This is a genomic window from Paramicrobacterium chengjingii, from assembly GCF_011751765.2.
Lineage (GTDB): Bacteria > Actinomycetota > Actinomycetes > Actinomycetales > Microbacteriaceae > Paramicrobacterium > Paramicrobacterium chengjingii.
In genome coordinates this window covers 2,545,148-2,564,625 of record NZ_CP061169.1, presented here as the reverse complement: position 1 = coordinate 2,564,625, position 19,478 = coordinate 2,545,148, and the positions used below count along the sequence as shown (strand labels likewise).

Sequence of the window (19,478 nt, the reverse complement as noted above, 5' to 3'; positions counted from 1 at the left end):
CTCACGACTCCAAGACGACAGGAACGGTGAAACCGTGCTGCCGCAGAAGAGCGTGTTGGCGCGCGGCATCGAGGTCGGTGGCGACCATCTCGGACACCAGCTCCTTGACACCGATCTCGGGGGCCCAGTCGAGATGGAACTTTGCCTTTGTCGCGTCGCCGAGCAGGCTCTCTACCTCTGCTGGCCGGAAGTAGCGTGGATCGACGCGCACGATCACATCGCCCGGCTTCAGCGCAGCAGCTGCCTCACCTTCCACGGCTTCGACTACGCCGACTTCATCCAGTCCCGTTCCACGGAATGCCAGTGTGACACCCATCGCTGCCGCGGACCATTCGACGAATTGGCGCACGGAATATTGTTCACCGGTCGCGATGACGAAGTCCTGAGGCTTGTCCTGCTGAAGCATCATCCACTGAAGCCGCACGTAGTCTTTGGCATGCCCCCAGTCCCGCAGGGAATCCATGTTTCCCAAGTAGAGACACGACTCGAGACCGAGTGCGATCTGGGAGAGCCCGCGTGTGATCTTCCTGGTGACGAAGGTTTCGCCGCGTCGTGGCGATTCGTGGTTGAAGAGGATGCCGTTACAGGTGTAGATTCCGTAGGATTCGCGGTAGTTCACCGTAATCCAGTATGCGTAGAGCTTCGCCACCGCATACGGAGAACGAGGGTAGAACGGGGTGTTCTCCGTTTGCGGGATCGTCTGCACAAGCCCGAAGAGTTCGCTTGTCGAAGCCTGATAAAAACGCACGTCGTCCGTCATCCCGAGGATTCGAATCGACTCAAGAATTCTGAGGGTTCCGAGGGCGTCGGCGTCTGCGGTGTACTCGGGCTGGTTGAAGCTGACGGCCACGTGCGACTGGGCCCCAAGATTGTAGATCTCGTCTGGTCGCACTTCTTGGATGATCCTGGTCAAGCTCGTGCCATCAGTGAGGTCTCCGTAGTGAAGGTGGAAGCGTGAATCGAGCTCGTGAGGATCTTCGTAGATGTGGTCGACGCGCGAGGTGTTCAGCGACGAGGAACGGCGTTTGATGCCGTGCACGTCGTATCCCTTCTCCAAAAGGAACTCGGCAAGATATGAACCGTCCTGTCCTGTGACTCCCGTGATAAGCGCGGTTTTCATGTCGTTGTCTCCCTAGGAACGGCTGAAATCAGATGGCGCATCTGTTGGCGCCGATGAACGAGTGATGGCGTCGAGAGCACTCCGAAGCTTTGTGCTCGATGTCGATACGGTGTAAGGGAAGTACTCAATGTCGACGCCGACCATTTCGAACTCGTTCTCAAGCTGGATCCCTTTGACGGTGTCCTTCCAATCGTCACCTTTGAAAAGCACGTTGAACCGAAGCATCCGCCACATGTCGAGCTTGTCCGGTACCGGCTCGACAACTGCCTCATCGACGAATTTCAGGCTCCGAATTATTTCCAACCGTTCGACGAGGGGAATGACGGGCTCGATTCCCTTGACCTCGCGGAGCATTTCGTCGGAGACGACACCCGCAATCAGATAGTCACACTTGCTTCGAGCGTGCCGAAGAATGTTGAGGTGGCCGATGTGGAAGAGGTCGAATGCGCCCGGCGCATAGCCGACGCGTTGGTGTTGTGATGCCATCAGTAGGCTCCGATGGGGTTGAGAAGCACGCGAACGGTGCGCCATAGGATGACAAGGTCGCCGACGAGAGACCAGTTCTCGACGTAATAGAGGTCGAGGCGGACGCTCTCTTCCCAAGACAAATTACTGCGGCCGCCGATCTGCCACATGCCGGTGAGTCCGGGTTTAATGTACAGGCGACGATGCACGTGCTCTTCGTAGGTCTCCACTTCGCTGCGCAGCGGCGGCCGAGGCCCGACCAGGCTCATATCCCCGATGAGAACGTTCCACAGCTGGGGAAGCTCGTCGAGCGAGTACTTGCGAATCCAACGCCCGACCCGAGTGACACGAGGGTCGTTCTTCATTTTGAAGAGAGCGCCGCTGCCCTCGTTGAGTTTTCGCACCTCGTCTAGTCTCTGTTCGGCGTCGGCCGCCATCGAGCGGAACTTATACATCGTGAATGTGGTCTCGTTACGCCCCACTCGCTCCTGTCGATAAAGCACCGGCCCGCGGTCATCGACCTCGATGATGAGCGCAACAACCGCCATGATCGGTAGCGCAGCGATGAGGCCGAGTGCGGACGCTGTGACGTCGAAGATCCGCTTGGCAACGTGCTTTGCGCCATCGAATTGGGGGATCTCGACGTGTATAAGTGGGAGCCCCTCAATGGGACGGAAGTGAATGCGGGGACCGGCGACGTCGGTGAGACGTGAAGCGAGCACGAGGTCGGTAGCGGTGCCTTCGAGCTGCCAGCTCAGATTGCGAATTATGTCACCGCCCCCATGAGGTTGGCTTGCCACGATGACGGTGTCTGCTTGCACGGTACGCGCGGCCTCGGCGACGTCGGTGTAGCCCCCAAGCACGGGAACCCCGTCGATTGCGTGACGAGCCGAGTCTCCAGTGTTCACCGCGCCGACGATCGTGAACGCAGAAGCAGAGTGCTGTTGTATCTGATTGATGACGTATCGCGTATCGACAGGATCGCCGATCACGACGGCGCGAGCGATTGATCGGCCGCGAGCTCTTGCACGAGTCAAACTCTCTCTCCAGGCCTTGCGGTTGAAAAGCAGAGCGAGCAAGCCGAGAGGCAGAGCGACGACGAAGTAATCGCGCGTTCCAGGGACGTCAAAGAGCACAGTGAGAATCGCCACGAGACCGAATGCGCTCGATGTGGCTGCGACGACACGTCTGTACTCGGTGGCCTGAGTGCCGAAGATTCGACGATCGCGAGTGTGGAGTGCAGCAAGCATGACCAGCCAGATCGTGCTCATGGCGAGGCCCGTAGCGACCGAGTACGTTGTTAGTTGGCTCGAGTTCTGCGCCGACGCTGCGACGTTCGCTGCCGCGCTCGCAGCGAGTACAACGACCGAATCGGTAACGACGAGACGCGACTGATAGTGCCGTGCCCACGGTTTGTCTAACGTCTTTCCTGCGGTGCGCGCGTGACGAAAAGCGCCAGCAAGCTCCGACAGTACTGATGTACTTCCGAAGCGTAGCTTGACCTCTGTCATCGTCCGTCTCCCCGCCAGTCGTGAGCATCGAACCACTCACGTTAAACATGAGGATTACTCATTAATATTAGCGAGCCTAGAGAGTAGAGAAGGTCAGTGCATGCCCCCAATGCGAGGGTGAGGATTACTCATATTATCCCACGATGCCTTACGCCTGCTTGTGAGGTGGGTCCGTTTCTATACTGTGACGCGCCCGCGCGTGCGGTTCAGAGGTGACCCTCGAATGTGGGTAAGGCTGCGCCGTCATAAATCAGACGTGAGTACGTCTCATGAAGTGAAGCCTCCTCCATGGCCCGAGAAACACCCCTCAGCCGCAGGCAGATGCCCCTCCCTAGTGAAATTGAAGGATCATGACGAACGACAATGCCCGTTGGGAACTCGAGATGAAAGCCGATCGCATTCTCTGCCGCCTGCCTGGCGAGCAGATCGCGTACCTGGGTGATGGTTTCCCGTGGGTGGTCACCGTCGCTGACATCCGGAGTGCGGACCTCGTCGACCCTGTTCGCCAAGCGGCGTTGCGGCTCGGACGGGAAGCCGCGCTGATCGCCGCGCGCGACAGCGACGGACCGCGGGCGAACACCGGATGCTGAGATCTGAAGCGTGCCCGCCGAGCAGCATCCGGAATCGTCACGTGCATGCACGCAGCTAATCGACCTGCACGCAGCTAATCGACCACCGTGCATCCGTTTTTCAGAATACGTCGAGGAAGAGTGTGTGTGCGACCGCTCACCTGATGCCACGCCGTCTGGCTCCGCGCAAAGCGGCCTTGTGAGCCTGATCCGTTCGGAGAAACGAAGAAACCCCCACCATGTAGAAGCTAGGTGAGGGTTTCAGTGGCTCCGACCGGCATCGATCCGGTGACCTTTCGATTTTCAGTCGAACGCTCTACCAACTGAGCTACAGAGCCAATGCAGCACATGTGCCACATAAGGGAGAAAAACCCCTCCTTTCGAAGGGGTTTTTCACCAGCGACCCTGACCGGACTTGAACCGGCGACCTCCGCCGTGACAGGGCGGCGCGCTAACCAACTGCGCCACAGGGCCAAACTTTGATTTCGCTTTTCAATTGTAGAGCACGTTCAGCAGTGCTCGTGACCCCAACGGGATTCGAACCCGTGCTACCGCCGTGAAAGGGCGGCGTCCTAGGCCGCTAAACGATGGGGCCTCAAAACCACTCCGAGGAGTTGCTTTGCCTACCGACGTAAAAGCATATGGGCAACAATGCCGATTCACAAATTTCGCAACAGCCCGGGCGCGCCGATCTGGCGACGAGCCTCAAATGTCGCGCGTTTCGGCCACTTCGGCGGTTAGATTCACGGTGCGGTCGCGTTCGGAAACCTTGATTTCTCGCGCTCATTGGTGGATTCTTGGGAATAGTGTTAACACTGTTACGTCTGTTACAAATGTGAAAAGGTCGGTGTACTGAGATGTCGAAGCGAGATCGAGAGCCTCGTGCGGGCATTTTCTCGCGTCCCCTTGTCGACGATTCGAAGGCTGGCGCGACGCGCCGACAGGTGATCTCACTTGGGGTCTTCGGCGTTGTCAGCGCGGTCGCCGGTGTCGCGGGCATCGCTCCGGCCTGGGCAGACAAATACCCCAGCTGGGACGACGTCAAGAAGGCGAAGAATGATCAGTCGGCCAAGGCCAACCAGATCAAGAAGATCAAGGACCTGATCGCTTCCCTCCAGCAACGCGTCGCCGACACCAAGGCAGCGGAGGAAGCTGCCGGGCAGAAACTCTACGAGGCAGGCATCGCCCTTTCTGAAGCGATCTCGCGTGCTGAGTCTCTTCAGAAGCAGGCTGATGACAAAGAGGTCGAAGCAGAGGCCGCGATCACCAAAGCGGGGCAGCTTGCGGCGCAGTTGTATCGGTCGGGAGGGGACAATGCGAGCCTCGGGTTGATCTTCGATGCGACAGCATCTGGGACCGACGATCTGCTCAATGCGCTGGGCAGCATGACGAAGCTCGTCGAGCACAACCAGTCTGTGTACCAGAGCGCCCTCACTGCGAAGAACACTGCGCAGTCGCTGAGCGATCAGGCCGTCGTTGCGCGGGATGAGCGTGATCGCCTGCAGAAGGAGGCAGAAGAGGCGTATAAGGCGGCGCAGGCCGCGGCAGAGGCTGCGCGAAACGCACTGGCCGAGCAGGAGTCGCGGCAAGAGACTCTCAAGGCTCAGCTTGAGGCGCTGCAGGACAAGACCTCCAAGACCATCGAGCAGTATAAGAAGGGCGTCGAAGAGCGCAGAAAGGCTGCGGAAGCCGCTCGCAAGGCTCGTGAAGCAGCTGCGCGCAAGGCCGCGGAAGAAGCTGCCAAGAACAATGGTGGTGGCGGCGGTTCTTCAGGTGGCGGCGGTTCGTCAGGCGGTGGCGGCGGCGGCGGATCGTCTACCGGCTGGCGCTGGCCAACCGGGAGCCATTACATCTCGTCGCCGTTTGGCTGGCGATATCACCCCATCTACCATGAACAGCGTTTGCACGAAGGCATCGATATCGGTGCAGGTTACGGATCGCCCGTATGGGCCGCCAAGGGCGGAACCATCGAGTACGCCGGTGTATATGGCGGCTACGGAAACTACGTGCTCATCAATCACGGAGGAAACGTCTACTCGGGCTATGGGCACATGAGCTCAATCTATCGATGGGGCGGCTGGGTTAACGCCGGGCAGGCGATCGGCGCGATCGGCAGTACGGGAAGTTCGACAGGAAACCATCTTCACTTCGAGATACGTCTGGGGCGCTGGAACCCGGTCAACCCGCTCAATTACATCTGATGCACGAGCAAAAGCCCCCACGGAAATGCGCGGGGGCTTTTTGCACTCTCAGCGGTTGGTCAGTGCCCGCCCTGCTCGGAGAGCTTGGCAAAGCCGTCCTGCACGATGCGCTCCGCCTCAGCCACGTCGCCCCAACCGTCGACCGTGACCCACTTGTTCGGCTCGAGGTCCTTGTAGCGCTTGAAGAAATGCTCAATCTCATCACGCTGGTGCTGCGGGACATCCGTGATGTCCTGAATGTGCTGCCAGCGCGGGTCTTTGTGCTGCACGCAGACGACCTTGGCGTCTGAACCCGCCTCGTCGCTCATGTTGAGAACGCCGATCGGGCGCACCTTGACGACGACGCCGGGGAAGAGTGGATACTCGAGCAGCACGAGAGCATCGACGGGGTCGCCGTCGAGACCGAGGGTGTTCTCGAAGTAGCCGTAGTCCACCGGGTACACGAAACCCGTGAAGAGAACGCGGTCAAGATAGACGCGACCTGTCTCGTGATCGACTTCGTACTTGTTGCGGCTGCCCTTGGGAATCTCTACGACGACGTCGTACTCGGCCATATGCTTTCTCCTTATGATCGTGATGATCGAAAAACCTGAACTAACGTTACTTGATGCCCTCTCCAACTTCCCACACACAAAATGACGGTCGTTCGCGTCTCGATGCGGCGACGGCAGCCGTACGGCTCGGCGTACGGCGAAGTCTCGAGAGCTGCTCAGCCGACGCAGCCGTGCTGGCGTGCGTGAGTGGCGGCGCCGATTCGATGGCCCTCGCGGCGGCGCTCGCCTTCGAGGCGAAGGCGCGCAGCATCCGGGTGCATTCGATCACCGTGGATCACGGGCTGCAGCCCGGTTCGGGCACCGTCGCGGAGCGCACGGCTCAGACCCTCGCCACATGGGGCATCGAGGCGCACATCGAGCAGGTGACAGTGACGGATGCCGGTGGGCCCGAAGCCGCGGCACGGAATGCGCGTTACCGGGCGATCGACGCCGTTGCAGACCGCACAGGGGTTGAACTGGTGATGCTCGGACACACGCTCGACGACCAGGCGGAGAGTGTTCTGCTGGGGCTTGCTCGCGGCTCCGGGGCCGGGAGCCTCAAGGCGATGGCTCCGCTGAACGGCAGATACGCGCGGCCCCTGCTCGGAGTGCGAAGGAAGCAGACACGCGACTCCTGCATGGCGCGCGGCATCGAGGTGTGGGACGACCCACAGAATGACGACGACGCGTTCGCGCGCGTGCGGGCGCGCAGAATCGTGCTGCCTGTGTTCGAGAAGGAGCTCGGGCCAGGCATCGCCGAAGCGCTGGCGCGCACTGCCGAGCAGTCGCGTGAAGACGAGGATGCCTTCGAGCAGATGATCGAAGAGTTCATTGAGGAGGTGTGCGAACCGGCGGAGGCGGGCATCGCCGTCGAAGTGAGTGCGCTCGCTCACAATCCGGCAGCTCTGCGCAATCGGCTGATTCGATATGTCGCACAGGCCGAGTTCGGTGCATCGCTCTCGCGCACGCACACCCTGGCGATCGCTGCGCTCGTCACCGACTGGCGTGGGCAGGGCCCCATCAACGTACCCGGCATCAGTGTTTCGAGACGTGGAGACCGCATCGTGTTCACAGCGGCCGAAAAGGCGTGAGCGCAGCCGGGCACGTAGACTCGATCCATGCACGCGAGTGAAATTGAGAGCGACCTCACCAAGGTGCTCGTTACCGAAGAGCAGATCGACGCGAAGCTTGAGGAACTCGCTTCGCACATCGACGCCGATTATGCGGGAAAAGACCTCCTACTCGTCGGAGTGCTGAAGGGCGCCGTGATGGTGATGGCCGACCTTTCGCGCCACCTCGGGCACAACGTCCAGATGGATTGGATGGCCGTCTCGAGCTACGGCGCGAGCACGAAGTCAAGCGGCGTCGTACAGATTCGCAAAGACCTTGACACAGACATCTCCGGTCGGCACGTTCTCATTGTCGAGGACATCATCGACTCGGGTCTGACGTTGTCGTGGCTGCTCGACAACTTCGCCTCGCGCGGCGCAGCGTCCGTCGAGGTATGCGCCCTGCTGCGCAAGCCTGACGCCGCGAAGGTGACGATCGACTGCAAATATGTGGGATTCGACATCCCGAGCGATTTCGTTGTCGGCTACGGCCTCGACTTCGCCGAACGCTACCGCAATCTTCGGGATGTGGCGGTGCTTGCACCGCACATCTATACGGAGGACTGACCTCCCTGTACGCCCTCGGGGAACACCGAGGGCGCGCACAGCAGCTGCACGTTACGCTAATTCGACGGGGCTGGTCTGCCCCGCTCACCTCACCTGAAAGGTGCTGAGCCTCTCGCTCTAACTCCCATGAACCTGAAGCGCATCTTCAAAGGCCCCATTCCCTACATCCTCATTGCCATCCTGGCATTCTGGATCGGGTCGAGCCTGCTGAACATCGGTGGCTACAAAGAGATCACGACGCAGCAAGGTCTTGATCTGCTGAAGGGCGAGACGGTCACTGAGGCCGTGATCACCCAAGGTGACAACCGCGTCGACCTCACCCTCAGCAAAGATGCCGGCGACAGCGGAAAGATGGTGCAGTTCTACTTCATCGACGCCCGCGCAGACGCTGTGGTGAAGGCTGTGGATTCTGCGTCTCCTAAGAACGGGTTCAACGATGAGGTCCCCCAGGGCAACTGGTGGCTCTCGATGGCCAGCATCCTCCTTCCTCTACTGCTGATCGGGCTGTTCTTCTGGTTCATGCTCTCGAGCATGCAGGGCGGCGGCGGAAAGGTGATGCAGTTCGGCAAGTCCAAGGCAAAGCTCGTATCGAAGGAGTCGCCAAAGGTCACATTCGCCGATGTAGCCGGTGCCGAAGAGGCGATCGAAGAGCTCGATGAGATCAAGGACTTCCTGAAGGACCCGGCCAAGTTCCAGGCGGTCGGAGCACGCATTCCCAAGGGTGTGCTGCTCTACGGCCCTCCCGGAACCGGTAAAACGTTGCTTGCACGCGCCGTCGCGGGCGAGGCAGAAGTTCCGTTCTATTCGATCTCGGGCTCCGATTTCGTCGAGATGTTCGTCGGCGTCGGCGCCAGCCGCGTTCGTGACCTGTTTCAGCAGGCGAAGGAGAACTCGCCGGCGATTATCTTCGTCGACGAGATCGATGCCGTCGGCCGGCACCGCGGAGCGGGCATGGGCGGTGGCCACGATGAGCGTGAGCAGACCCTCAACCAGCTGCTTGTCGAAATGGACGGCTTCGATCCCAAGACGAATGTGATTCTGATCGCGGCGACAAACCGTCCCGATATTCTCGACCCGGCGCTGCTGCGCCCCGGCCGATTCGACAGGCAGATCGGTGTTGATGCCCCCGACATGAACGGCCGGCTGCAGATTCTCGAAGTTCACGGCCGCGGTAAGCCACTTGCCGAGGGAGTCGACCTCGAAGTCGTTGCGCGCAAGACGCCCGGCTTCACCGGTGCAGACCTGGCGAACGTGCTTAACGAGGCTGCCCTGCTGACGGCGCGCTCCAACGCCCAGCTCATCGACAACCGCGCACTCGACGAAGCGATCGACCGCGTGATTGCCGGCCCGCAGCGTCGTACACGCGTGATGAATGAGAAAGAGAAGCTCATCACCGCGTACCACGAGGGCGGACATGCTCTCGCTGCAGCGGCGATGAATAACACTGACCCGGTGACGAAGATCACCATTCTTCCGCGCGGACGCGCGCTTGGCTACACGATGGTGCTTCCGCTCGAGGACAAATACTCCGTCACCCGCAACGAGCTTCTCGACCAGCTCACCTATGCGATGGGCGGCCGCGTCGCCGAAGAGATCGTGTTCCACGATCCGACCACCGGTGCATCAAACGACATCGAGAAGGCGACAGGCATCGCACGCAAGATGGTCACCGAGTACGGAATGACCACAGAAGTGGGGCCGATCAAGCTCGGCCAGGCCTCTGGCGAGATGTTCCTCGGCCGCGACATGGGTCACCAGCGCGACTACTCCGAGGAGCTCGCAGAGCAGGTGGACAAGCAGGTGCGCGAGCTCATCGAGCAGGCGCACAACGAGGCGTGGAGGGTCATCAACAACAACCGCGATGTACTTGACACGCTCGCGAGCGAGTTGCTCGAGAAGGAGACGCTCGACCACAATCAGCTCGCCGACATTTTCGCACCCGTGCGCAAGCTCGATGAGCGACCCGTCTGGCTCTCAAGCGAAGGACGCCCCGTCAGCGATCTGCCCCCTGTGGCGATCCCGAAGTCGGCTCCGATCGAACCCGGCGTGACGGATGGCAACGTGACATCGCAGCCTGCCGGAGGATCGCCCGAATCGTCCGATTCTGAGTCATCGGGATCGGGCGCAGCAGACGTGGATTCCGAGAGCACCCCAGGTTCGGGCAGCGCGTAGAGCCCAGCGAGCAGAGACCATGACGGGTGTTGATCGGGAGCGCATCGAAGCGGCGACACGGGAGTTGCTCGCAGCTATCGGTGAGCGTGTCGATCGGGCCGGGCTCGAGAGCACTCCGCAACGGGTTGCTGAGTCATACGCCGAATTCTTCCATGGCGTCGGCGAGGACCCGCTGGACGTGCTCGGCGAGGGTATGCCCCTCGAATCCGGTGACTCGGGCGAGATCGTGATTGTGCGCGACATCGCCTTCCGCTCGATGTGCGAGCATCACCTCCTGCCGTTCATCGGCACCGCTCACGTTGCCTACGCACCACGAGAACGCGTGGTCGGGCTCGGGCGCATTCCACGCGTCGTCGAGGTGCTTGCGGCTCGTCCGCAAGTGCAAGAACGACTCGGCGAGCAGATCGTCGAGGCGATCAGCACGGGGCTGCAGGCCGCCGGTGTGCTCGTGATCATGGACGCCGCACACACCTGCGTCTCTGCCCGAGGCACTCAGCAGGCACGATCCACGACCGTCACTCTCGCCAGCAGGGGCACGCTGGCCGATCCGGTCGAGCGAGCGGAGGTCGTCGCGCTGATTGCACGGGGAGGCGACGAATGACCCTGATTATGGGCGTTGTGAACGTCACGCCGGATTCCTTCAGCGATGGCGGACGCTTTTTCAGTCACGACGATGCGATCGAGCACGCTCGGGCATTATGCCGTGAGGGTGCCGATCTCATCGACGTCGGGGGCGAGTCGACGCGTCCTGGCGCCGAACTTGTCGATCCGGTTGAAGAACAGCGCCGCGTCATCCCGGTGATTGCGGCGCTCGCCGCCGAGGGCATTTCGGTGAGCGTCGACACCATGCATTCGTCCACTGCTTCAGCAAGTGTTGAGGCCGGCGCTGAACTCATCAACGACGTCTCCGGGGGCCTTGTCGATCCCGATATGCCGCGGGTGGCAGCGGAAAGCGGCCGGGACTTTGTGGCGATGCACTGGCGCGGGTATCTCACCGATCCCCACGAGCGGGTGCACTACGACGATGTCGTATCTGACGTTCACGGCGAGCTCGCGCGGCGCATCGACGCGCTGACACGTGCGGGAATTGCCGCCGAGCGGCTGATCATCGACCCGGGCCTTGGCTTCTCGAAGAACCCGGAGCACAACTGGGCGATTCTCGCACACCTTGACCGGTTCGAATCCCTGGCGGGGCGGATGCTGGTCGGAGCCAGCCGCAAGCGGTTTCTGTCGACGGTGTCTCCCACTGGCGCGCACCCGGCGGAGCGCGATCCGGCGACAGCGGCCATCAGCATGCTCTGCGCGCAGTCAGGCATTTGGGCTGTTCGCGTGCACAACGTCACGGGAACCCGTACCGCGCTCAACGTTCTCGACGCTGTGAACGCTCATCGCGACGACCAATGACAGCACGCAAGCGGCGCGCTTTTCCCCTTGTCTTTGGATACCCGATACAACAATTTCGCCGATTCGATGTGCAATACTCCACAACGAGAAGCACGCACCGCCTGACACGCTAGGTAATCGTGAAGACAACGCTGAACGACATCACCCGAATTTCCACATTCGCCGCGATCATCGCCGTTCTGGGCATCCCCGGAGCGATCAGCCCGTTCGGCATGGCGGTGCCCATCACTCTGCAGACACTCGGCGTGATGCTCGCCGGAGCCATTCTCGGCTGGTGGCGCGGGGCGGCATCCGTCATCGTCGTTCTCGTGCTCACGGCTGCGGGCCTTCCGCTGCTCTCGGGAGGCCGCGGCGGCATCGGCGTGTTCTTCGTGCCCTCGTCTGGGTACCTGCTCGGTTGGATCGCCGGCGCTGCTGCTGTCGGCGCGATCGTGCACATCGGGGCAACGCGGCCGGTGTGGTGGCGTGTTGCGCTCGGATCCGTCATCGGCGGCATGGTTGTCGTCTACGCCGTCGGCATCCCGGTCATGGCGGCAACTCTCGGTCTCTCGCTGACCGATGCGACCATCGCGAACCTCGCGTTCGTCCCAGGCGACGCCATCAAAGCGGGTCTCACGGTGATGCTCACCCTTGCGGTCTGGAAGGCGTACCCGCGCGCGTTTGTCACGCCGCGGCGCGAACCAGCCCCGGCAACGGCCCGCGCGACGGCGGTTCGATAAGCGGATGCTGCCCGACAACGCAGAAAGCGAGATCATCCTCGCGCACGTCACCGTGCGGCATCCGACTGCCGTGGGGGAGGTGACGGCGCTCGACGACGTCTCGCTCACCTCCCGCGCACACAACCTCGCTGTGATCGGCTTGAACGGATCGGGGAAATCCACGTTCGCGCGTCTGCTCAATGGCTTGCGCACCCCGACGAGCGGGCACGTGTCTGTCGGGGGATTCGACACGGTGAAGGCTGCTCGTGCCCTGCGCAAGCGCGTCGGCTTCGTCTTCACGAACCCCGATGCGCAGATCGTCATGCCGACGGTTGCCGAAGACCTTGCGTTCTCGTTGCGTGGGCGAGGGCTCACAAAGGGGCAGATCGCCGACCGTGTGATGACGGTGCTTGCCGAAAACGGCCTGGCCGGTCACGCTGATCTGCCGGCCCACGATCTGTCGGGCGGGCAGAAGCAGATGCTGGCGATTCAGACCGTGCTCGCACCCACGCCGTCGATGGTCGTCGCAGACGAACCGACAACGCTGCTCGACGCTCGCAATGCTCGACGCATCGCCGATCTGCTTCTCGGGCTGCCTCAGCAGTGCGTGATCGTCACCCACGATCTTGATCTCGCGTCGCGCTGCGACGAGGCGATCCTGTTTGACGAGGCACACCTCATTGCGCAGGGAACGCCGTCGACGGTGATCGAGCGCTACCTCACCGACGTGGTGGCTCGACAATGACGATGCTCGGCCAATACCGTGCTCGCGATAGCATCCTGCACCGACTTCCCGCCGGGACGAAGCTGATCGGGCTCGTTGTTGCTGTGCTCGTTGTAGCGGTGCCGCCTCCGTCGCTGTGGAACCTCGGTGGCGGTGCCGTGCTCGTTCTCGCCTGTTACCTCGTGGGCAGGCTCGGCGTGGGGGAACTGTGGCGCCAGGTGCTCGCGATCCGCTGGATCATCATGTTCATCGTTGTGGTTCCCCTGCTTTTTCTGCCGATTCCGACGGTCTTGGCCACGGCAGCCCGCGTCGTTGTCGTGCTGCTGCTCGCCGCGATCGTCACCCTGACGACACGCACGACAGAGATTCTGGATGCCGTGGAACACGCACTTCATCCGTTTCGGCGGTTCGGCGTCAACCCCGATCGCATCGGGCTGATGCTCGCGCTCACCATCAGGACGGTTCCCGTCGTCGCGGGGCTCGCCGGTGAACTGCGCGACGCGCAGCGGGCGCGCATCGGACGTCTGAGCGTGAAGGCGTTTGTTGTGCCGCTGCTCGTGCAGTCCCTGCGGCACGCCGACGACACGGCCGAGGCTCTCGCTGCTCGAGGGGTCGAGTGACGGCACGTGTCGTGGCAGAGTGGTACTCGTGAACGACAGTGATCTCGATGCCATTACGATCACGGGCATCCGTGTGCACGCCAATCACGGCGTGTTCGATTTCGAGCGCGAAAACGGGCAAGAGTTTATTGTCGACGTGACGGTGTTCTCCGACCTCAGCGACGCCGGTGCACGCGACGATCTCTCGCGCACTGTGCATTACGGGGAGCTTGCCGAAGCCGTTGCCGCCGCGGTGGCGTCATCGCCCGTGGACCTCATCGAGACAGTGGCCGAGCGTGTCGCCCGAACAGCGCTCGAGGTTGCTGCCGTGCAGAGGGTGCGCGTCACGCTGCACAAGCCCCAGGCGCCCATCAGCGTGCCGTTCGACGACGTCTCGGTGACGATCACACGGTCGAAGGAGCGGGCATGATCGTGCGTGACCCCATGCGTCCGCTGCGCTCGACACCGGTGGTGCTTGCTCTCGGAGCGAACCTGGGCGACAGACGTGCGACGCTCGCGGCAGCCGTTGACGATCTGCGACACACGACAGGCATTCTTGTGGACGCTGTCTCGACACCGATCGAATCGGTAGCCGTGACGCTCGACGGAGAAGACGAGACGGCGCCTGCCTATCTCAACGGAGTTGTGCTCGCCCGCACGGTGCTCGACCCGGAGGCGCTCCTTGCGGCGACACGACGCATCGAAGACGCCCACGGGCGGGTGCGCACCGAGCGGTGGGGCAGCCGCACGCTCGACATCGACATCATCGCATTCGGAAACGTGCAGAGCGACGACCCCCATCTCACGCTGCCGCACCCTCGCGCGGCAGGGCGCGCCTTTGTGCTCGACCCGTGGCTCGAGGTAGATCCGGATGCCGTGCTGCCCGGCAGCGGGCGGGTTGACGAGCTGCGGCGCACCCTTGCGAGCGACACAGAATGAAGCGCACGACGGCTACTCCGCTTGTGAGCCTCTGGGCCATCGGCATCGTTGCGGGGTTTCTGACAGAGATGGCGCTCACGACATCGGGAAGTGCGGTGTTTGTACCGCCGATCTCCCTTGCTCTCACCCTTGTTGTCGTCGGTGCGATCGTCGTCGGCTTCTCCATTCCGATTCGTCGAGCGGTGACGGGCGCATCCACGCGCCGTGTCGATCCGTTTCAGGCGATGCGCATCGTGTCTCTCGCGCGTGCCTCCAGCTGGTCGGGATCGCTGTTTCTCGGGCTCGCGCTCGGGGCCGTCACGTTTATGATCACCCGCACGGTGTTGCCCGGGGTAGCATCAGTGTGGCTCACCGCCGCCATGGCGCTCGGCTCCGCACTGCTTATCACAGCGGGCCTGATCGCTGAGCACCTGTGCAGACTGCCGAAAGATGAGGATGATGACCCAGACTCCGCCGAATCCTGAATCACCGCTCAACTCTCACGAATCGAATCTCGTCGAACCGCGCGGTGAGGGGCGACTGCAACTCGAGATCAGCGAGTGGATGCGCGTCTCACCCAAATACGTCCTTGTGCAGATCATCGGAACGGTGATCTTCTTCGTTGTGCTGCTTGCCGTGTTCTGCGTGCTCGCTCTCACGGGCCAGACGTGGGCGTGGATTCCTTTTGGCGTGGCCCTTGTTGTCGCGATTATCGACCTGGTGATCACTCCGCGCCAGGCCAAGGCCATCGGCTACCAGCTGCGTGCAGACGATCTGGTCTTCCGACGCGGCATCATGTGGCAGCGGATCGTCGCCGTTCCGTACGGTCGCATGCAGCTCGTCGATATTACGCGCGGCCCTCTCGCTCGTGGACTGGGGCTTGCAGAGGTGAAGTTGGTGACCGCGGCCGCGGCGACGGGAGTGTCCATTCCCGGCATCCCGAACGATGAGGCAGAGAAGCTGCGCGACCACCTGGTCGAGGTGGCCGAGACCCGCCGGGCCGGCATATGAGCGACGAGCAAAGCGCTGTCCCGCAGCATCCGGAATCTGCCGTTGCCGCCGTTGCGCAGTCTCTGGCGAACGACACGCTCGCCGACGGCGAGTGGCATCGGCTGCACCCCGCCACACCGCTGTTGCGCGGCGGAATCATTTTGATCGTGGTGCTGGGCTATGTGATCGCCAACATGCGCGAGCGACTCATCGCGATGTTCGTCGGCAACGACGAATACTCGGAGTACGGCGGCGACCCGCTCGACTGGATCTATCGTGAGAACCTCGTGGGCTGGGCTCTGGTCGCGCTCGCTGTGCTGCTCGTCGTGCTCATTCTCGGGTTCTACTTCTCATGGCGCATGCACACGTTCCGAGTCACTCACGAGGCCGTCGAAGTGCGCAGCGGAATCCTGTTTCGCCGCCACCGCAGGGCTGCACTCGATCGCATTCAGGGAATCAACATCACTCGCGCGTTCATTCCCCGGCTCGTCGGCGCCGCAAAACTGCAGATATCTGTCGCCGGTCAGGGCGCTAGCGTTGAACTTGCCTACCTCGGTTCCGCACGCACCGACGGCCTGCGCCGTGATGTTCTGCGCCTCGCATCGGGAGCGAAGGGCGAGGTGGCAGCCCCTGCCGCAACGCAACAGAGCGCAGAGGGCTTCGTCACGGATCGCGTGAACGAGTTTCTCGCGCCAGAGCTCGATCCAGATCTGGCCGAGCCTGAATCAGTGGTGCGCATTCCACCGATGCGCATCGTCGGCTCCGTTGTGATCAGTGACACGACGGTCTTTCTCATCCTGCTCATCATCGGGCTCGTTTTCGCATCGATCTACGGCACGCCGTGGGTGCTCTTCAGCGTTGTGCCCGCGATCATCGGTTTTTTCACGTACTACTGGTCGCGCATCACTAAGTCCTTTCGCTACTCGATCGCCGCAACGCAGCACGGCATCCGAGTGGGATTCGGACTGCTCTCAACGTCAAACGAGACGATTCCCCCCGGTCGCCTGCACGGCATCGAAGTGCGGCAGCCGCTGCTGTGGCGCCCGTTCGGCTGGTGGGAGATCCGCATCAACACGGCGGTGCAAGACACCCCGGGCTCCAACCAGAATCAGGCGCAGCAGCGGGCGACGCTCATGCCGGTTGGCACGATCGACGACGTCGAGCGGGTACTTGCGCTCGTGCTTCCGGGCATCTCGCCCGAAGAATCGAGTGACCTCGTGCAGCGCGGTCTTCTCGGCTCAGGCCCCGACGACGACTACATCACTGCACCCCGCGCCTCATGGATTTTCAACCCACTCACCTGGCGTCGCGTGGGGTATGCGCTGCTGGGCGACGTGCTCATCACCCGGCAGGGATTCGCCCATCGCCGCCTCGTGATCGTTCCCCTCGCGCGCATTCAATCGGTGAAGATCACTCAGGGGCCGTGGCAGCGCCGTCGCGGGCTCGCTTCTGGTCAGGCACACACGGTGGCGGGCCCCGTCACCGCGTCGGTGGGGCAGTTATCACGCGACAGTGCGCTCGGCTTCTTCTCGAACGTGAATGAGGCGGCAACGAACGCGGCGAACTCTGACACCACGCAGCGTTGGGCTGCAGTTCCCGAATGAGCGATCAGCGCGCGGGACGCCTCGGCGTGGGTGTGATCGGCGCGGGGCACGTCGGTCCTGTGCTCGCCTCGGCGCTTGCCGGCGCCGGTCACGCGCTCGTGGGAATCTCGGCGGTATCGGAGGCGAGCCGTGACCGCGCCGAGACGATGCTTCCCGGTGTGCCAGTTCTCGAGATTCCCGAGATCGTCGAGCGCAGCGAACTCGTTCTGATCGCCATTCCGGATGCTGAGCTGCCCGCACTCGTGTCGGGTCTTGCCGCAACGGGGACGTGGCGCCCAGGGCAGATCGTCGTGCACACGGCACCGGACAGCGGAGTGGGAGTTCTCGAGCCAGCGCAGCGTGCGGGAAGCATCCCCCTGGCCATTCATCCCGCGATGTCGTTCACGGGAACGTCCCTCGACCTGACCCGACTTGCCGAGACGTTCTTCGCCGTCACGGGACCCTCCCCCGTGTTGCCGATCGGCCAGGCGCTCGTCGTCGAAATGGGTGGGGAGCCCGTTGTCATCGCCGAAGATGACAGAGCAGCGTATGCCGAGGCGATCGAGACAGCGCGTGTGTTCTCGCGCTCGATCGTCGAGCAGGCATCCGGAATTCTGCAGGGAATCGGCGTTGAGCACCCGGGTGCATACCTCTCGTCTCTCGTGCGCAGCGCCGTCGAAGACGCCCTGTCGGCCGAGCGCTGAGTGCGGACTGCTCCAGCCCAGCATCCGCCGGGTAAACTTGACTCGGCCCGACCGCCGCAGCCCACCTCCGATCCGTAAAGGTTGATGCATGACCGAGCACCGCACTGTCGAGACGCCCGACGAGCCCACCGCCGACGAGATCTCCCAGCAAAAGCAGGTGCGGTTGGAGAAGCGCGAGCGACTGATCGCCGAGGCGAGCGATCCCGGCAAGGGAGCGTACCCGGTCAGCGTCCCCGTGACGCACACGATCCCCGACGTGCGGGCGAACTGGGGCGACATCGAGACCGACACGGCCACGGGCGTGACTGTCGGCGTCGCCGGGCGCATCGTGCACGTGCGCAACACAGGCAAGCTCTGCTTCGCCAGCCTCCAGTCCGGCGATGGCACGCGACTTCAGGCCATGGTGAGCCTTGCGTCGGTGGGGGAAGAGAGCCTGGCCGAGTGGAAGGTCCTCGTCGATCTCGGAGACCACGTTTTCGTGTCGGGCGAGGTCATCTCGAGCCGCCGCGGTGAACTGTCGATCATGGTCGAGTCGTGGCAGATCGCGTCGAAGGCCGTGCTTCCGCTGCCCAACCTGCACAACGAGCTGAACGAAGAGACGCGCGTGCGCAGCCGCTACCTCGACCTCATCGTCCGCGAGCAGGCGAGGAAGAACGTCGTGATGCGCGCACAGGCTGTTGCGAGCCTTCGCCGCACATTCGACGACGACGGCTTCATCGAGATCGAGACGCCTATGCTGCAGGTGATGCACGGCGGCGCGTCGGCGCGCCCGTTCGTCACCCACTCAAACGCTTTCGACACAGAGCTGTTTCTTCGCATCGCTCCAGAGCTGTACCTCAAGCGCGCAGTCGTCGGCGGCATCGACCACGTCTTCGAGATCAACCGCAACTTCCGCAACGAGGGCGCCGATTCCACACATAGCCCCGAGTTCGCGATGCTCGAGGCCTACCAGGCGTACGGCGATTACAACTCGATTGCAGACCTCACGCAGAAGCTCATTCAGAACTCCGCGATGGACGTTGCCGGGTCGCACGTGGTGACCTGGGCAGACGGAGTCGAGTACGACCTCGGTGGTGACTGGGACCGCATATCGATGTTCGAGAGCTTGTCGGATGCCGCAGGCCGCACCATTACTCCCGAGACCCCGCTCGCGGAGCTTAAGCAGCTCGCGGATGCCTCTGGGCTCGAGGTTCCGCACCCCATCCACGGCAAGTACGTCGAGGAACTGTGGGAGCACTTCGTCAAGGGCGGTCTCGAACGGCCCACGTTCGTCATGGACTTCCCCGTCGACACGAGCCCTCTTGTTCGGCACCACCGCAGCATCCCCGGCGTCGTGGAGAAGTGGGACCTCTATGTACGCGGCTTCGAGCTGGCAACCGGCTACTCCGAGCTCGTCGACCCTGTCATTCAGCGTGAGCGTTTCGTCGAGCAGGCGAAGCTCGCCGCGGGGGGAGACCTCGAGGCGATGCAACTCGACGAGGAGTTTTTGCGGGCGCTCGAGTTCGGCATGCCGCCGTCGGGGGGCATGGGCATGGGTATCGACCGTTTGCTTATGGCGCTCACGGGCCTCGGCATCCGTGAAACTATTCTGTTTCCGCTTGTGAAGTAGGC

21 protein-coding genes and 3 tRNA genes are annotated in these 19,478 nt (G+C 62.4%); 17 read left to right on the top strand and 7 right to left on the bottom strand.

Features of this window, described 5'->3' with window-relative positions:
- Window position 1: 1 nt before the first annotated feature.
- Genes gmd through HCR76_RS12470 form a run of 3 tightly spaced genes read right to left on the bottom strand, consistent with a single transcriptional unit; the run spans window position 2 to window position 3,096 of the window.
- Window positions 2-1,120 carry a GDP-mannose 4,6-dehydratase gene (gene gmd, locus HCR76_RS12480; RefSeq protein WP_166990938.1) on the bottom strand — a complete coding sequence of 373 codons (1,119 nt, stop codon included), beginning with the start codon at window positions 1,118-1,120 and terminating at the stop codon, window positions 2-4.
- A 12-nt stretch (window positions 1,121-1,132) separates the two neighbouring features.
- Window positions 1,133-1,606: an FAD synthase family protein gene (locus HCR76_RS12475; RefSeq protein WP_166990936.1), complete on the bottom strand. Its 474-nt coding sequence runs from the start codon at window positions 1,604-1,606 to the stop codon at window positions 1,133-1,135.
- A complete protein-coding gene (locus tag HCR76_RS12470; protein WP_166990933.1) occupies window positions 1,606-3,096 on the bottom strand; it encodes a sugar transferase in 1,491 nt (496 codons plus the stop codon). The genes HCR76_RS12475 and HCR76_RS12470 overlap by 1 nt, the downstream gene beginning before the upstream one ends.
- A gap of 350 nt (window positions 3,097-3,446) precedes the next feature.
- Between HCR76_RS12470 and HCR76_RS12465 the strand changes: the two genes are divergently transcribed.
- The gene (locus tag HCR76_RS12465) at window positions 3,447-3,686 is read left to right on the top strand and encodes a hypothetical protein (protein ID WP_166990930.1); all 240 of its coding nucleotides are present in this window, start codon (window positions 3,447-3,449) and stop codon (window positions 3,684-3,686) included.
- A 244-nt stretch (window positions 3,687-3,930) separates the two neighbouring features.
- Here HCR76_RS12465 and HCR76_RS12460 read toward each other — a convergent pair.
- The 3 genes from HCR76_RS12460 to HCR76_RS12450 form a co-directional block, all read right to left on the bottom strand.
- Window positions 3,931-4,003 (bottom strand) — tRNA-Phe (locus HCR76_RS12460).
- Between the two features lie 62 nt (window positions 4,004-4,065).
- A tRNA-Asp gene (locus HCR76_RS12455) sits at window positions 4,066-4,139 on the bottom strand.
- A gap of 48 nt (window positions 4,140-4,187) precedes the next feature.
- Window positions 4,188-4,260 (bottom strand) — tRNA-Glu (locus HCR76_RS12450).
- A gap of 262 nt (window positions 4,261-4,522) precedes the next feature.
- Here HCR76_RS12450 and HCR76_RS12445 point away from each other — a divergent pair.
- Window positions 4,523-5,866, top strand: coding sequence for a M23 family metallopeptidase (locus HCR76_RS12445; RefSeq protein WP_166990927.1), 1,344 nt, complete (start codon window positions 4,523-4,525; stop codon window positions 5,864-5,866).
- Between the two features lie 59 nt (window positions 5,867-5,925).
- Here the strand turns inward: HCR76_RS12445 and ppa are convergent, their stop codons facing one another.
- A complete protein-coding gene (gene ppa / locus HCR76_RS12440) occupies window positions 5,926-6,420 on the bottom strand; it encodes an inorganic diphosphatase (RefSeq protein ID WP_166990924.1) in 495 nt (164 codons plus the stop codon).
- A gap of 53 nt (window positions 6,421-6,473) precedes the next feature.
- On the opposite strand from ppa, the gene tilS reads away from it, so the two are divergent.
- From tilS to lysS, 15 genes are all read left to right on the top strand, one after another.
- A complete protein-coding gene (gene tilS, locus HCR76_RS12435) occupies window positions 6,474-7,490 on the top strand; it encodes a tRNA lysidine(34) synthetase TilS (RefSeq protein ID WP_166990921.1) in 1,017 nt (338 codons plus the stop codon).
- Between the two features lie 27 nt (window positions 7,491-7,517).
- Window positions 7,518-8,075, top strand: a complete 558-nt coding sequence (gene hpt, locus HCR76_RS12430; protein ID WP_166990918.1) for a hypoxanthine phosphoribosyltransferase — start codon at window positions 7,518-7,520, stop codon at window positions 8,073-8,075.
- A gap of 126 nt (window positions 8,076-8,201) precedes the next feature.
- Window positions 8,202-10,247, top strand: a complete 2,046-nt coding sequence (gene ftsH, locus HCR76_RS12425; protein ID WP_166990915.1) for an ATP-dependent zinc metalloprotease FtsH — start codon at window positions 8,202-8,204, stop codon at window positions 10,245-10,247.
- A gap of 19 nt (window positions 10,248-10,266) precedes the next feature.
- A complete protein-coding gene (gene folE, locus HCR76_RS12420; RefSeq protein ID WP_166990912.1) occupies window positions 10,267-10,848 on the top strand; it encodes a GTP cyclohydrolase I FolE in 582 nt (193 codons plus the stop codon).
- Complete coding sequence (gene folP / locus HCR76_RS12415) at window positions 10,845-11,651, top strand: dihydropteroate synthase (protein ID WP_166990909.1); 807 nt, start codon at window positions 10,845-10,847, stop codon at window positions 11,649-11,651. The genes folE and folP overlap by 4 nt, the downstream gene beginning before the upstream one ends.
- Before the next feature lie 119 nt (window positions 11,652-11,770).
- The gene (locus HCR76_RS12410) at window positions 11,771-12,370 is read left to right on the top strand and encodes a biotin transporter BioY (RefSeq protein WP_235934222.1); all 600 of its coding nucleotides are present in this window, start codon (window positions 11,771-11,773) and stop codon (window positions 12,368-12,370) included.
- 4 nt (window positions 12,371-12,374) lie between these two features.
- Window positions 12,375-13,094, top strand: a complete 720-nt coding sequence (locus HCR76_RS12405; protein ID WP_166990906.1) for an energy-coupling factor ABC transporter ATP-binding protein — start codon at window positions 12,375-12,377, stop codon at window positions 13,092-13,094.
- Complete coding sequence (locus tag HCR76_RS12400) at window positions 13,091-13,693, top strand: energy-coupling factor transporter transmembrane component T family protein (protein WP_166990903.1); 603 nt, start codon at window positions 13,091-13,093, stop codon at window positions 13,691-13,693. Before HCR76_RS12405 ends, HCR76_RS12400 begins: the two co-directional genes overlap by 4 nt.
- 28 nt (window positions 13,694-13,721) lie before the next feature.
- Complete coding sequence (gene folB / locus HCR76_RS12395; RefSeq protein ID WP_166990900.1) at window positions 13,722-14,102, top strand: dihydroneopterin aldolase; 381 nt, start codon at window positions 13,722-13,724, stop codon at window positions 14,100-14,102.
- Window positions 14,099-14,611 carry a 2-amino-4-hydroxy-6-hydroxymethyldihydropteridine diphosphokinase gene (gene folK, locus HCR76_RS12390; RefSeq protein ID WP_166990897.1) on the top strand — a complete coding sequence of 171 codons (513 nt, stop codon included), beginning with the start codon at window positions 14,099-14,101 and terminating at the stop codon, window positions 14,609-14,611. Before folB ends, folK begins: the two co-directional genes overlap by 4 nt.
- On the top strand, window positions 14,608-15,075 hold the full coding sequence (locus HCR76_RS12385; protein ID WP_166990894.1) for a DUF3180 domain-containing protein: 468 nt from the start codon (window positions 14,608-14,610) through the stop codon (window positions 15,073-15,075). The genes folK and HCR76_RS12385 overlap by 4 nt, the downstream gene beginning before the upstream one ends.
- Window positions 15,050-15,601 carry a PH domain-containing protein gene (locus HCR76_RS12380; RefSeq protein ID WP_166991717.1) on the top strand — a complete coding sequence of 184 codons (552 nt, stop codon included), beginning with the start codon at window positions 15,050-15,052 and terminating at the stop codon, window positions 15,599-15,601. Before HCR76_RS12385 ends, HCR76_RS12380 begins: the two co-directional genes overlap by 26 nt.
- Window positions 15,598-17,184, top strand: a complete 1,587-nt coding sequence (locus HCR76_RS12375) for a PH domain-containing protein (protein WP_166990891.1) — start codon at window positions 15,598-15,600, stop codon at window positions 17,182-17,184. The genes HCR76_RS12380 and HCR76_RS12375 overlap by 4 nt, the downstream gene beginning before the upstream one ends.
- Window positions 17,181-17,867 (top strand): Rossmann-like and DUF2520 domain-containing protein, encoded by a 687-nt coding sequence (locus HCR76_RS12370; protein ID WP_166990888.1) that lies wholly within the window; start codon window positions 17,181-17,183, stop codon window positions 17,865-17,867. Before HCR76_RS12375 ends, HCR76_RS12370 begins: the two co-directional genes overlap by 4 nt.
- An 88-nt stretch (window positions 17,868-17,955) precedes the next feature.
- Window positions 17,956-19,476 (top strand): lysine--tRNA ligase, encoded by a 1,521-nt coding sequence (gene lysS / locus HCR76_RS12365; protein ID WP_166990885.1) that lies wholly within the window; start codon window positions 17,956-17,958, stop codon window positions 19,474-19,476.
- The last annotated feature ends 2 nt before the right edge of the window (window positions 19,477-19,478 follow it).

Bases quoted from the DNA above. Each gene is read 5' to 3' on its own strand.
- tilS (WP_166990921.1), top strand. From the start codon at position 6,474: ATGCCCTCTCCAACTTCCCACACACAAAATGACGGTCGTTCGCGTCTC.
- HCR76_RS12370 (WP_166990888.1), top strand. From the start codon at position 17,181: ATGAGCGATCAGCGCGCGGGACGCCTCGGCGTGGGTGTGATCGGCGCG.
- HCR76_RS12375 (WP_166990891.1), top strand. From the start codon at position 15,598: ATGAGCGACGAGCAAAGCGCTGTCCCGCAGCATCCGGAATCTGCCGTT.
- folE (WP_166990912.1), top strand. From the start codon at position 10,267: ATGACGGGTGTTGATCGGGAGCGCATCGAAGCGGCGACACGGGAGTTG.
- ftsH (WP_166990915.1), top strand. From the start codon at position 8,202: ATGAACCTGAAGCGCATCTTCAAAGGCCCCATTCCCTACATCCTCATT.
- HCR76_RS12405 (WP_166990906.1), top strand. From the start codon at position 12,375: ATGCTGCCCGACAACGCAGAAAGCGAGATCATCCTCGCGCACGTCACC.
- lysS (WP_166990885.1), top strand. From the start codon at position 17,956: ATGACCGAGCACCGCACTGTCGAGACGCCCGACGAGCCCACCGCCGAC.
- HCR76_RS12445 (WP_166990927.1), top strand. From the start codon at position 4,523: ATGTCGAAGCGAGATCGAGAGCCTCGTGCGGGCATTTTCTCGCGTCCC.
- HCR76_RS12380 (WP_166991717.1), top strand. From the start codon at position 15,050: ATGACCCAGACTCCGCCGAATCCTGAATCACCGCTCAACTCTCACGAA.
- HCR76_RS12470 (WP_166990933.1), bottom strand. From the start codon at position 3,096: ATGACAGAGGTCAAGCTACGCTTCGGAAGTACATCAGTACTGTCGGAG.
- ppa (WP_166990924.1), bottom strand. From the start codon at position 6,420: ATGGCCGAGTACGACGTCGTCGTAGAGATTCCCAAGGGCAGCCGCAAC.
- folK (WP_166990897.1), top strand. From the start codon at position 14,099: ATGATCGTGCGTGACCCCATGCGTCCGCTGCGCTCGACACCGGTGGTG.
- HCR76_RS12400 (WP_166990903.1), top strand. From the start codon at position 13,091: ATGACGATGCTCGGCCAATACCGTGCTCGCGATAGCATCCTGCACCGA.
- HCR76_RS12385 (WP_166990894.1), top strand. From the start codon at position 14,608: ATGAAGCGCACGACGGCTACTCCGCTTGTGAGCCTCTGGGCCATCGGC.
- HCR76_RS12475 (WP_166990936.1), bottom strand. From the start codon at position 1,606: ATGGCATCACAACACCAACGCGTCGGCTATGCGCCGGGCGCATTCGAC.
- hpt (WP_166990918.1), top strand. From the start codon at position 7,518: ATGCACGCGAGTGAAATTGAGAGCGACCTCACCAAGGTGCTCGTTACC.
- folP (WP_166990909.1), top strand. From the start codon at position 10,845: ATGACCCTGATTATGGGCGTTGTGAACGTCACGCCGGATTCCTTCAGC.
- HCR76_RS12465 (WP_166990930.1), top strand. From the start codon at position 3,447: ATGACGAACGACAATGCCCGTTGGGAACTCGAGATGAAAGCCGATCGC.
- gmd (WP_166990938.1), bottom strand. From the start codon at position 1,120: ATGAAAACCGCGCTTATCACGGGAGTCACAGGACAGGACGGTTCATAT.